General features: G+C 38.7%; 12 protein-coding genes and 1 pseudogene. 7 read left to right on the top strand and 6 right to left on the bottom strand.

Annotated features, from left to right (window positions below; translation table 11 throughout):
• Positions 1-10: 10 nt before the first annotated feature.
• The 6 genes from F968_RS02085 to ispH all read right to left on the bottom strand — a co-directional run bounded on the left by F968_RS02085 (position 11) and on the right by ispH (position 7,835).
• Positions 11-3,865 carry a PilC/PilY family type IV pilus protein gene (locus F968_RS02085; RefSeq protein WP_004789781.1) on the bottom strand — a complete coding sequence of 1,285 codons (3,855 nt, stop codon included), beginning with the start codon at positions 3,863-3,865 and terminating at the stop codon, positions 11-13.
• A gap of 11 nt (positions 3,866-3,876) precedes the next feature.
• Positions 3,877-4,686: a PilX N-terminal domain-containing pilus assembly protein gene (locus F968_RS02090; RefSeq protein ID WP_004789782.1), complete on the bottom strand. Its 810-nt coding sequence runs from the start codon at positions 4,684-4,686 to the stop codon at positions 3,877-3,879.
• Positions 4,683-5,687, bottom strand: a complete 1,005-nt coding sequence (locus F968_RS02095) for a PilW family protein (RefSeq protein WP_004789783.1) — start codon at positions 5,685-5,687, stop codon at positions 4,683-4,685. The genes F968_RS02090 and F968_RS02095 overlap by 4 nt, the downstream gene beginning before the upstream one ends.
• Entirely contained in the window at positions 5,687-6,247 is a 561-nt protein-coding gene (gene pilV / locus F968_RS02100; protein WP_081399447.1) for a type IV pilus modification protein PilV, read from the bottom strand. The genes F968_RS02095 and pilV overlap by 1 nt, the downstream gene beginning before the upstream one ends.
• Complete coding sequence (locus F968_RS02105) at positions 6,241-6,714, bottom strand: pilus assembly FimT family protein (RefSeq protein ID WP_004789785.1); 474 nt, start codon at positions 6,712-6,714, stop codon at positions 6,241-6,243. Before F968_RS02105 ends, pilV begins: the two co-directional genes overlap by 7 nt.
• Before the next feature lie 170 nt (positions 6,715-6,884).
• Positions 6,885-7,835: a 4-hydroxy-3-methylbut-2-enyl diphosphate reductase gene (gene ispH / locus F968_RS02110; RefSeq protein WP_004789786.1), complete on the bottom strand. Its 951-nt coding sequence runs from the start codon at positions 7,833-7,835 to the stop codon at positions 6,885-6,887.
• 122 nt (positions 7,836-7,957) lie between these two features.
• Here ispH and gmk point away from each other — a divergent pair, with 122 nt between their 5' ends.
• The 7 genes and pseudogenes from gmk (at position 7,958) to bfr (ending at position 12,905) form a co-directional block, all read left to right on the top strand.
• Complete coding sequence (gmk, locus tag F968_RS02115) at positions 7,958-8,587, top strand: guanylate kinase (protein ID WP_004789787.1); 630 nt, start codon at positions 7,958-7,960, stop codon at positions 8,585-8,587.
• 72 nt (positions 8,588-8,659) lie between these two features.
• Complete coding sequence (rpoZ, locus tag F968_RS02120) at positions 8,660-8,938, top strand: DNA-directed RNA polymerase subunit omega (RefSeq protein WP_002116990.1); 279 nt, start codon at positions 8,660-8,662, stop codon at positions 8,936-8,938.
• An 80-nt stretch (positions 8,939-9,018) separates the two neighbouring features.
• Positions 9,019-9,108: pseudogene (locus F968_RS20195) on the top strand (hypothetical protein); the annotation flags it as partial.
• A 39-nt stretch (positions 9,109-9,147) separates the two neighbouring features.
• Positions 9,148-11,253 carry a RelA/SpoT family protein gene (locus tag F968_RS02125; RefSeq protein WP_004789788.1) on the top strand — a complete coding sequence of 702 codons (2,106 nt, stop codon included), beginning with the start codon at positions 9,148-9,150 and terminating at the stop codon, positions 11,251-11,253.
• A 144-nt stretch (positions 11,254-11,397) separates the two neighbouring features.
• Positions 11,398-11,781: a RidA family protein gene (locus tag F968_RS02130; RefSeq protein WP_004789789.1), complete on the top strand. Its 384-nt coding sequence runs from the start codon at positions 11,398-11,400 to the stop codon at positions 11,779-11,781.
• A 219-nt stretch (positions 11,782-12,000) separates the two neighbouring features.
• Entirely contained in the window at positions 12,001-12,195 is a 195-nt protein-coding gene (locus F968_RS02135) for a bacterioferritin-associated ferredoxin (RefSeq protein ID WP_004789790.1), read from the top strand.
• Positions 12,196-12,440: 245 nt separating this feature from the next.
• On the top strand, positions 12,441-12,905 hold the full coding sequence (gene bfr, locus F968_RS02140) for a heteropolymeric bacterioferritin subunit Bfr (RefSeq protein WP_000678123.1): 465 nt from the start codon (positions 12,441-12,443) through the stop codon (positions 12,903-12,905).
• Positions 12,906-12,924 lie beyond the last annotated feature (19 nt).

The raw sequence follows: 12,924 nt of genomic DNA on the forward strand, positions 1-12,924 counted from the left end.
CAGTCATCCCTTAACGATAACGCTCATACCAGCGCGCAGGAACTAAGTGACTTGTACATTGCCACTCGCCAGTTCCACTCTCGTTTCCAGACAGTTGTAATTTTCCACAACTATTAGTTACTGGAGGTTCATCTCTTTTTGGAACAAATGCTATGCCGCGAATACCTGAGCCAATAACGTTTTTATTACATTCAGAAGCTCCTACTGGGCAATTAGTACCAGTTTGTGTTCTGAATCCACTTCCATTCTCTTTATTTTGATCGATTGACCCATCAGAATTAAGGCAGGCGCCAAATGGTAAACAGAACGTCTGCTGGTCAGTTTCACCTACTACACGGGGTAAACATGGGTCTGCCGCTACAATACCTGTTCCCTGTGGGTCATAAACAGGCACAATTAAAGTCCCTGTAATTGCCATAGGCTCTTCAAAAGCTTTGAGACCTCCTTTAATACGGAAACTATTATTAGCTTTCTCTGTGCCATCGCTCATACTAGAAAGTGAGCGATACCAACCGTTTTGTCCCGTCCCCGTATTGGGAAAGAAAATCTGTGCTACGCGTGTTTCTCCAGATCGTAAAATTTGTGGATTTTTTCGAAACGTCGATCGAGTAATATCTTTCGTTTCAAGCTGGCTATCCGTTAAAGACATTAAATTCTTTTTAATAAAGTCTTTATCGATAATTCCATAAACGTTGTTTACAGGTCTTCCGCTTAATGCCGTACTCGGTGACATCCCCTCACGACCTGTAAGCGGGTAAACATCTAAAGGTGTACTACGGTCACCTGAAGCAATACCGACAGTAATAAAAGTGCGGATTCCGTAATCGTGAATTGTCACTGTTGGCGGTTCATAAAAACGCGGCGCATTCCCAGCGGTATAGTCGTTCGAGGCATCATAAGTTGAGTCATTCGTCGCTAAATTCGCTAATCGAACAACTCGAATACCGAAACTGCTATAAGTTGAATTTGTTTTTGTCTGGTTATTATTAAGATCGATACGGAAAATTTGCCCGCCTAAATCGCCAAAATATAAATGGTCTACCAAACCATCAGCATCTCGATCTAAAGTACTAATGCGACTAACAATACTATGTTTGATATTAGAATTATCTACACTAGAGCCTGTGTCACTCGTCCACCATAAGCGTTCCCCAGTCTTAGCATCAATAATATAGACAGCGTTTCCTTTTGCTTTTCCATTCGTAAAGCAAGAATTACTCAAAGTAATATTTGGGTTTTCATAACATTGGTCGTAGCCACCACCAACAATCATGACCCGTTTAATCACCCCGTTATAACGTATATTTGCAAGTACAGGTTTAGACCAACTCTGCCCCATACGACTATAATCAGTTTGGTCTGCTCCTACTCTAAAGAGGAGTTTAGGTGAAGCAGGATTTAAGACATTTAAGCCATAATAACTGCTGCCCCCCATTCGCATGCCACCATAAATATTCATTTGCTTTGCAGTTACTTTTGATACTGCTGAGCTACCGCTTCCCGTTGTAGTAATACTATATGCAGGGTCAGATACCCAAGCTCCATCCATACCGTGAGCAGGAGCTGTAGCATCACTTTGGCCAACAACTAAAGCTTTTGATGCAACAGGATTATTTAATATATCAGCGGGAACAAAAGCCATTTGTTCTACCCCTGTTGAGGCATCCACAATATGTAAACCACCTTCCATCGTTCCATAGAGAATGGATTGTTCACGCGCAGATGTTAAATTCCCATTTTCATCTAATGTTCCATTATAGGTAAGCTGTACTGGTAAAGAGTGAATACTACCGCCCATCGATAAATACGGTTCATTCGGAGTAACCAAAGATGAAGGTAAAGTCGTAGCGCTAATATCAGTTGAGTAACCTAAATAATTTAATATTTTTAATTTCAAGCTAATCGGGAAAGCTTTTAAAATATCTTGTCCAGTTGAGGCATCAAATTTTCCTAAAACATAACTTGCTGTATTAGCCACATTATCAAAAGGATTAGTTCCTTCTGGTGGAGCAGCAGGAATTCTTAGCAAATTAGTTCCAGAAGTCGATATTTTTGTTAAGCTACCATCCGCTGCAACGGCTGAAACATCAGTAAATAAGTTGCGGATTTTAGTTTGTACTGCGTAATAATATTTTGTGATATTTCCTTCTTCATCACGTGTTTCATTTTGTCCAGCAATTGGTAAAGGAACTTTTGCATATGAACCACCAAAAAAGACTTTACCTCCATCATTATAAGTAGAGCTATTCCAATAGTCTTTTGTTTCTGTCCTAAAAGCCCCACTTACATTGTAGACTAATCCACCAGTACTAGCTTCAAAAGCACCAGCATTTGTTCCCGATAAAACAACATGATATTTCTTTAAATTTCCTCGCCATGTTAAGTATGTGTTAGCCGGGTTTGGCTCAAAAGCACGTAAGTAACCATATTCCTGTAAATTTTTAGGATTTAATGCATCATAAGGAACCGAGATAGCACCTGTAGTTAAGGGTTCTAAAGGAACTTTATCTAAGTTATTAATAAATGCGATAACGCTGTCTGTTACACCTTGCGCACTTTGGGTAGGGAAAAAACCTCCATTTCCATAACCAGGTGCAGCGACCGCATTTGTGGTCTGATTCGGCGAACAATTATCATCACTTTTACGGTCAGATTGGGTTCTCGAACTTAAACGACAGGCATTTTTTACATCAGAAGAACTTAAACTAGAAAAGTCACTACCAAAACCAACAAACGCTGTTTGAATAGAAACTCCAGCTGGGTTTTTTGTTTTATCAAATAGTCGCTTCGCAAATTCTCCCATACAGGCCCAACCAGAGTCTGCTGTAGTGTTAGACAAACCTCCAGAACAAGTAAAATCAGCCCCAAAAGTACTACCTAAAGCGGTCGACATGACACTTGCCGAACGCGTATTTGTTGTATTGTTCGGTTCGCCATCTGATAAAAAGTAAATACCTTGCCCATCACAACTCTGGCGATTGGCCACCGCAGGCAAAGGAGATTGGTAAATAGCATTTAAGTTAGAGGCATTTCTATCTACAACAATATTCGGATTGCTAGCTGTATCGTTTGATTTTGATTTTGGGATACCGCTGTCTGCATTTGCTATCGCATAATTAAAAGTGGTGTAGTAATAAGTATAAGAATAGGTCCAGTCCGATGAAGTATCATAGGCTGTTGCTGTATCTACACCTGGATTAGAGGTTGACCAACTACTCCAATAATTTGTAGAGCGACAAGGCTGCCATAGATTTGCTGTATCAATTTGTGAGTCACGATAACTAGTGCAATATGAGTATTCCGTTCTATTATCAGATTTTCGCACACGCTTTATATAACTATCTTTTCGGATAGCATAATTCGCCTCTGAATAGGTTGTTGTACCCATCAAATAAGCGGCAGCTTCTGCATAAGCATGTGCCGAAGGTGTTGACCCGCCAGCAGTTAAATTTGCAACGGCCTGTTTTAATTTATAACGCTGAGAACCCACTGTGTTTAAAGTACTTGCATCTCCTAAAGGAGCAGCAGCCACTAAAACTTGCCCACTTCGGCTATCACCATTTGCAGAGAAATTTCCCAAGCCCACACGAGTATCATTCAAAATAGGATTATTGCTGGCTAAAAAAGCATTCATACCATTTTTAAGCATGGCCAACCGGTTTTCACCATAACTATTGTTGGTCATACTTCCTGATGTATCCAACATCATCACAATGGTTTTTTTACCCGCTGTAGGTGAAGCATAAATTTGTAAATCACTCGCCTGCACGACAGAGCTTGTCACCAACCATGTAAAAGTGACCGAGCTTGAACAGATGGCATACCATAAATTATTTGGCTTAAAATTCTTCAATTTTAGTTTCACGATATTCCCCGTTATGAACCTGGTGCCGTAATTTGAGTTAATTTATTGGTATAGTTAAATTCTTGAACTTGGGTGCTAAAAGGCACGTTATGATTTGCCAAACATTCCGCCAATGTTTGTTTAGTCGCTAATGCAGTATCAAAATTGTCGCTAATTTTTGCCGAACTCGTGCTTAAGCAATCAGCTTGTAAAGTTTCAATAGAACTAGAGGCGTATGCTGGCAAAAAAGCTGTTGTAATCACTCGAATACGTTGAGTAGACAGCATACTTTTAGGCAGTTGAGTACCTTCGGAAGTGTTTGTTCCTCGAGGTAAATTTGAACCAGGAATATCATTTGTAGCGTCTGTTGGAATACTTACAGCAACTTGCGTAACGACAGCTTGACGATTACTTCCATAGTCACTTGTTAAATCGCAGAAACCTGCGACTCCGCCATCTTCGACTACCGCATTATTGGCACTTCCTGCACGAAGTAAACTTGCACCTCTGGTCTGAGCAAAATTTGTTGCTGTAGAAACAGGCTTATAACAAAAGTTGTATTCTGCACCGGGGTTACTTTCGTGCTCTTTGAGCGCTGCCCCAATCACATTAGTAATATTAGTTAGGGTAGTAGGATTCATCTGTACAATGAGTTCTAAAGGCGTGTCAGATGACTGAAAATTTAATTGGCTAACTTGGCTATTGGTAGCAACTTTTAAAGATACAATAGCCACTCTTATTGCTAAAACACCTACAGAAATAACAACTAATAAAATAATAAGTACAACAATAAGAGTTGCCCCTTTTTCCTTAGATCTACTTTTCTGAATTAAATGGGTCATAAACTTTCCCCCATCGCATTGCGTAGAGCAATTGTTACGTTATAAGTGCGACGTAAGAATCGAGTTGTATTATCAGAAGCATGTACAGTTTGATCTAACATAAAAAAAGACTGGGCAGGATCTATTGCTCTGTTTTGGGCATTATTCGTGGAACGGGCTAGTACAGATATTTGTATTGAAAGAATTCGCGGTGCCATTACAGATGGTGTGGCATCTCTGGCAGCCTGTGCAGCAGCTCGATACTGGGGAATCGTATAGTAAGCAAAATTGCCAGCCGCATTTTTTGCACCGAATAACACATGAAAATGGTCAATACGCGGTAATACGATTTGGCCGGCGTCACCCAAGCCAGTAATAGTGGTAGGTTGAGCTGCGGCGGCTACAGCAGAGGGAGTATTTGCATCACATGCAAGTGCATAATCTTGCTGGGAGCTACCATTACTATCAAGACGTAAGAAATAACGCTCTACAATTAAATCTCCTGCAAGGACATTTATACCTTCACAATTAGTCATATTCGTAGGCGCAATAAATTGAATCGTCAGTTGATCACTTTGCACAGCAGCATTTGAACTATTCTGTATATTTGAAAGACCTTTCCAGTGATTACTCACAGTACTTACCGTATCGCTTGCACCACGACTTAGTAATGTGTCAGCAATATAAGTATTTGTTCCAACATTAGGGACAAAATTAACAGTGTTATTATTAGTTGCTGTTGAGCCAGTTAGCACAACCCCGCCCCAAGGCGTCGTATCGGTTAATATTGGGTTGGTTACATTTCCATAATTTAGAAGGCGTATATCACGGGCAATATATTCCAAACCAAAAATACCACTATCTTGTATTTCAGCATTTGCTTTTTGTAGGTGACTTGATAAAAGTCCACCAATAAATAATTGAGTTGCTGCAGCTACTAAAATTAGGCCTAAAGCCAATGCAACCATAAGCTCAATTAATGTAAAGCCTCGTTGTTTCCAGGATACAAATGAGTGAGCCATTAATATGCCTCCATCATCAAACAATTTGAATTATTGGCATAAACACCATCTGTACTCATACAGCTCGACACATCCGCGGTAGTGACTCCCCCATTTGTTGTAATTACTGGAGAGGTTTTTCCCCAAAAAACGAACAGACATTGCCTCTGCTGGGTCATTGTGCTTGTAACCCCAGGGCAATTTGTCATTGTGATTTTCATGCCAAGTTGATCAGCATTTCTCGCTGCTTGATACGCATCAAATTGAGCAAGTTGAGAAGGCGTACAAGCGGCATTGAAACACAACGAAGGGGCTGCAGTAGTAGATGAATAATTGCTATAACTACGAACAAATGCAGGATATTGACTAGCTTGAGAACTATTTACGCGAATATTTTCTGCTAATCCTCTCATAATCATAATGGCTTGAGATTTACTTAATGCTTCTGAAGAAGCATCCATAGCCCGAATTTGCAAAGCGACATATCCTAAAATTCCTATCGCAAGTAAAATTAAGGCGACCAATACTTCTAATAAACCAACCCCAGCTTGAGTTTTTTGCTTAGAGCCCCGCATTAACATGTCTCCTCAGCTTTAAAAATTAATGTGCCAAGCTTCGTTAAAATAATAATTTTCTTTTTATTTATTTTTGAATTACAAATAGATAAAAGTGTGTCTTGGGTGATATTACTTACAACTCCATTCGCATTAAAAGTTAACGTCGTCGCTGTTAGTGAACTCTGCGTACCATTAGCAGCAATATTTTTGAGCTCAAGAATATTATTGGCTGCAGCTTTCCAATTAAAAGATGTTGATGTATTTGAAGCTGTTGAATTCAGATTAATAGTTACATCTTGTCGACCAAGTATTGCTTGGCTTTTTGATTCAGACAAAGTATTGATTAAGTCTCGTTGATTTTCATCTAGTCGTTTACTTTCTAATAAATTCGACATAGACGGTGCGGCCATCATTGCAATGATGGTCATTACTATAATCGTCACCATAAGCTCAACCAAGGTGAACCCTTCTTGCGGAATAATTCCCCTCATCCCCAGAACCCCAAATAAACTTAAGAATTTTTTATTTATTATTTAAATTTTACGGTTTAGATTTACAAAACAAATACAAAGCAGATGAAGGGTATAAAAAAACAGATAACTGTCACATCAACAATTATCTGTTTACTATTTTAAAATCAGTATGTTAAATAAGTCACACTTTATGCTTGAGTCACATGAATACGTAATTCTTTAGGAAGACTAAAGGTTATGTTCTCTTCACGTCCATCTAATTCTTTAGGTGCTTGCGCACCCCAATCTTGTAAACGTTGAATCACTTGCTTAATCAGAATTTCTGGTGCTGAAGCACCCGCTGTCACACCAATTTTACAAGTCTCATTGAACCATGACTGTTCTAACTGGTCAGCATTATCTACAAGGTAAGCAGCTTTGCCCATACGCTCTGCAAGCTCACGTAAACGATTTGAATTTGATGAGTTAGGTGAACCAACAACTAAGACCACATCACACTGCTCCGCCAAGTCACGTACAGCATCTTGTCTGTTTTGAGTAGCGTAGCAAATATCATCTTTACGCGGCCCCTGAATATGAGGGAATTTTGCACGCAAGGCATCAATAACTTTAGCCGTATCATCAATAGATAAAGTTGTTTGAGTTACAAATGCAAGTTTTTCAGGATGTCTTACAGCAAGCGCAGCAACATCAGCTTCATCTTCAACTAGATAAATGTCACCACCTTTCAATTTATCATATTGACCCATTGTTCCTTCAACTTCTGGGTGCCCTTCATGACCAATTAAAATGGCTTCAGTACCTTCACGCGCATATTTAGTCACTTCAATATGAACTTTAGTAACTAAAGGACAAGTTGCATCAAATACTTTTAAGCCTCGACGCTCTGCTTCTTGTTGAACAGCTTTTGAAACACCGTGAGCACTAAAAATTACAATTGAGTCATCCGGAACCTGATCTAGTTCATCAACAAAAACCGCCCCTCTTTGACGCAAGTCATCAACAACAAATTTATTGTGTACAACCTCATGACGTACATAAATAGGAGGGTTAAAACATTCTAAAGCCCGATTGACGATTGCTATGGCTCGATCAACACCGGCACAAAAACCACGCGGATTAGCTAACACAATTTCCATAACAGCCTCAAAATTAATAAAACAGGGGAATTTCTCTTGAATATTTGCAATTAAAACTATTCAGTTTAAACGCACGGTACACTACAATAGCGAAGATATTTTATCATATCAGGAAAAATATCATGTCGGGTCTATTGTTTGTCGTTTCTGCTGCATCAGGAACGGGCAAAACATCTTTGGTGAAAGCCCTGCTTGACCGTGTGAGCAATTTACATGTTTCAGTCTCACATACTACCCGAGGTCAACGTCCCGGTGAATTAGATGGTGTTCACTATCACTTCACTACAAAAGATGAATTTCTAGACCAAGTCAACCATGACGGTTTTATTGAATACGCTGAAGTATTTGGTAATTACTATGGCACTTCTCAAGCAACTGTAAAACAACAGTTAGCTCAAGGACACGATGTTCTACTTGAAATTGATTGGCAAGGTGCAGAACAAGTCCGCAAACTTTTCCCTGAATCAAAGCAAATATTTATTTTACCCCCAACTCAATTTGATCTGCGTCAGCGTTTATCTAATCGCGGCACTGACTCAGTTGAAGTCATTGAGCATCGTTTAAGTTGTGCAGTTGAAGATATGCAGCATTACACGAACTTTGATTACATCATTATTAATGATGACTTTAATAAAGCGTTACATGAGATTGAAGCTGTAATTACAGCAAACCGTCTAGTGCTCTCTCAGCAAGCGAAACGTTATCAAACATTAATTCAAGACTTGATTACTCCTCAACCAAAACAGGAATAACTTGAGTCTAGATCGAAAGCCTTTTATACTGTTTAGTCTGTTCAAATTCACCATTCCAAAACGAGAACTTTTATGGCACGCGTCACCGTTGAAGATTGTTTAGATCATGTAGACAACCGTTTTGAGCTTGTGCTCGTTGCAAGTAAACGTGCTCGTCAATTGGCACGTCAAGGCATGGAGCCAACTGTAGAATGGGATAACGACAAACCGACTGTAGTTTCTTTGCGCGAAATCGCGGCAGGGCACGTTACGAAAGAAATTCTTAAGCAACGTGAACAAGATTATCAAACTTCTAGTCTTGATCTTGCTCTTTCTACAAACAGCTTGAATTTAGAAGGTTTTTCTTTCTAATTAATTCTGTTTCATAAAAAAACCATCGTTTTTCTGCGGTGGTTTTTTATTTGGCTTTGTCTTGAACTTAAAGATATTGAAAAAAGCAATTATTTTCATTGAAAAAAAAATACACTTTTTCAAATGAAAAAATTGACAAGTTCCGCAATATGCTTTTCATTAAGAAGTAGATAGATTTAGTTTTTCAGTATTAGGAAAAAGGGTGATTTATGCCAGGCGAAGAGGTCAGCCAAGCCAAGCAACAGCTTAAATTGATTATCGACCCTTACTTATCGGTAAGTGAGGTCGAGAAAGTGCTTGCTGCCTGTGATTTTGCCGATCTAGCGCATACTGGCATTACACGTAAAAGTGGTGAACCCTACATTCTGCACCCAATTGCTGTCAGCTGTATTCTTGCGAACATGCGTTTAGATGCTGAAACCTTAATGGCAGCACTTTTGCATGATGTTATTGAAGACACTCAATATACAAAAGAAGATATTACTGAAAAATTTGGCTTGACGGTTGCCGAGCTAGTTGACGGCGTAACCAAACTTAGCCAATCAAGTGATAAAGAATATAACAAAGCCGCCTCCTTCCGAAAAATCTTGCAAGCGACCCTACAAGATCCACGTGTCATTATTATTAAATTAGCTGACCGCTATCATAATATGACAACTCTAGGTGCTTTACGTCCAGATAAACGTGCCCGTATTGCTCAAGAAACTCTTGATATCTTTGTGCCAATGGCAAGATTAGTCGGCATGAATGAAATGGGTGATAATCTAGAAAATCTTTGTTATCAAAATCTTGATCTTGATATGTTTGATAACGTGCAAAATGCACTACGTCAAACCAAACCAGAGCGATGTAAATATCAAAGTATCTGGGAACAAAACCTTGCTGAACTTCTTCATAATTATCATATTCAAGGCCGCATTAAAAAGAAAAATAACAATATCGAATTATTACGCCATTTTGTTAAAAATGAGATGGATTTACAAGAGCTTACCCACAGCCATGCTTTTGAAATCGTTTTACAATCAATTGCCGACTGTGACCGCCTAGTTGATGCTTTAAGAGAAAACTTTCAGGTCATTCAATATCAGGACCATATCCGTCGTCCGCTACCGGGTGGCAACCAGTCTTTATTAATTAAGCTCAAAGGCGAAAAAACTACACTTTCTCTTACCATTCAAACCGAGCTTATGCGTAAAGCTGCTCGCTTTGGGGTAGTGCTTGGTGAAAATGCGCCACAAACTTGTCGTTCAGCTATTCAAGCCTCTATGCAAAACCTGAATACGCTTATTGATGGAGAATGTGCAAAAACGACTTTCAATGATTTATTAGATTACTTACATCAAGAAAAAATTTGGGTTTACACTCCACATGGCCAGCTCCACGAGTTACCACAAGGTGCTACCGTAGTTGATTTTGCTTATTCAGCCAGTTTATTTTTAGGTAACCATGCCGTTGGTGCAAAAGTAGATGGTGAGATTAAACCACTATCGACACCATTAATCAGCGGTCAGGTTATTGAAGTGATTACGGATGTTTTAGCAACACCAAATCCAGACTGGTTAAGTTTCATTAATACGCAAAAAGCTCGCCGTGCTTTACAGCATGTCCTTAAAGATCAAGATATTGAAGAACAACGTTTAGTCGGTGCGCAAGCACTTTCTCGAGCACTGAAACTCTTTAACCGTTCGATTAACGATCTCTCTGAATCCGACTGGTTAGATTTACTTCAATGGCGCCACATTGATAATAAAAATACATTGTTTGAACAAATTGCAGTTGGCGACCTACTACCTCAACTTGTAGCTAATCACTTATTTGCTCATGACAAGCATCCACAAGTGGAAAATTCAGATCGACTCATTCAAAGCACCGAAGGTATCGATGTTAAATATGCGCATTGCTGTAATCCAGTTTTGGGCGACCCAATTCAAGGACATTTAACACGTCGTGGGTTAATTGTGCATCGTATCCGTTGCCATAACTTGCTACATGAACAACATCTACATCCTGAAAATATTATGCCGCTTCAATGGAAAGCAGATGATGTAGACGATGTTCGTTTTACAGCCTACCTCGCTATAGAAATGGCAATGAATGATGAGCAGGTATCAGACCTGATCTATCAATGTCGTAAAAATAATGCAGGGGTAGAAATGGTTCACTCAAATGAGCAAAGAACTTTCGTTAATATTGTAGTGAACAATCGTAAACATATTGCAAAAGTCATCCGTGACTTACGCATGCATTATGGTTTTCCACGTATTGAGCGTTTGGATGCGCCTAATCCACAGATGGAAATTTCAAAAGTAAGCTAAGTCTTTACAAGGGCTATTGGTCAGATTTATGTTTCTTTAACAAAATCAAACTTTCCAAATCCACTTAATCAATTAAATCGATGATACTTTTGTCCAAAGCGATCATCGATTATGATGAAATGAGATTTAATCAAGGAGAACCAAATGTCCCGCCAAGTAATTCATACTGAAAATGCCCCTGCTGCTATCGGCACATACTCTCAAGCCATTTTAGTAGATAATACATTATATCTTTCAGGGCAAATTGGTTTAGACCCATACAGTATGGAACTTGTAGAAGGTATTGAAGCTCAAATTCGCCGTGTATTTGATAATTTAAAAGCAGTTTGTGAAGCTGCCGGCGGTTCTCTAGCAGACATTGCCAAGCTCAATATTTTTCTAACTGATTTATCAAACTTCCAACTTGTAAACCAAATTATGGGTGAATATTTTGCGCAACCGTATCCTGCACGTGCAGCACTTGGTGTAGCAAGTTTACCAAAAGGTGCTTTAGTTGAAATGGATGGTATTGTAGTTATTAATCAATAAGATATAAAAATATATTGAATATTTTTTGTTAAATTATTAACTCTAAATCATGAACCACCTTTGTATAAAATCTGAACATAACTCAGATTTCCGCTCAGGTGGTATTTTTTTATCCAAATTCCCAATAATAATAAATGAGATTTTAAATGAATTTCATTGACAAACGATAATAATTATCAATAATATCAATTATCGCATTTATATTTGGGGATCACTCCCATGTACGTTTGCTTGTGTCGTGGCATTACCGATCAAGATATTAAAGACGCTGTTGAAAATGGCGCAGAAAGCTATCGCGAAATTCGTGATTTGCTTGATCTTGGTACTTGCTGTGGACGCTGTGCACCAGAAGCACGTGCTATTATTAATGAAGAATTAGCAGAAATCGCTGCTCGTATTTCTGTAGCTGCGTAAAAGATTTATAAAAATTTAATAGTATTTATTAGCTCCTCCACCGCTTTTTGCGGAACGTTAATAGTTCCTCATTCAAGCGGTTTTTTTTGGTTGGAAACTCTCCTTTCCTAATATTGTGTTGTTTTTGATTGCGATTTTCATTTGCTGTTCTATAAATTACTCGCCATATCACTGTTTGTTCACTAGAATGGTTTTATAGATTGCCTTAATTGAATTAAGGCAGAAATTGTTTTGGAGTAGCTACAATGAAAGGCAATCGTGATGTCATTAATCAGCTCAACCAAGTGCTGTATCATCATCTAACTGCAATTAATCAATATTTTTTACATTCACGCATGTTTAATGATTGGGGAATTGAGCAGCTTGGCTCTGCTGAATACAAAGAATCCATTCGTCAAATGAAGCATGCAGACAAAATTATTGAACGTATTTTATTCTTGGAAGGTTTACCTAATCTTCAGCACTTAGGCAAACTTTATATTGGTCAACATACAGAAGAAGTTCTGCAATGTGACATTCGTAAAGTGAAAGAAAATATAGAAGCGATTCAAAAAGCAGTTGCACTCGCTGAAACAGAACAAGACTATGTGACGCGTGATCTTGTTCAAGAAATTTTAGAAAAAGAAGAAGAATATTGGGACTGGTTAGATACTCAAATTGACCTTATCGGCAGCGTTGGTATTGAAAATTACATCCAGAGTCAGATGTAATTTCTCATGAAAAAATCCC

Source organism: Acinetobacter sp. NIPH 817 (assembly GCF_000368405.1).
Classification (GTDB): Bacteria; Pseudomonadota; Gammaproteobacteria; order Pseudomonadales; family Moraxellaceae; genus Acinetobacter.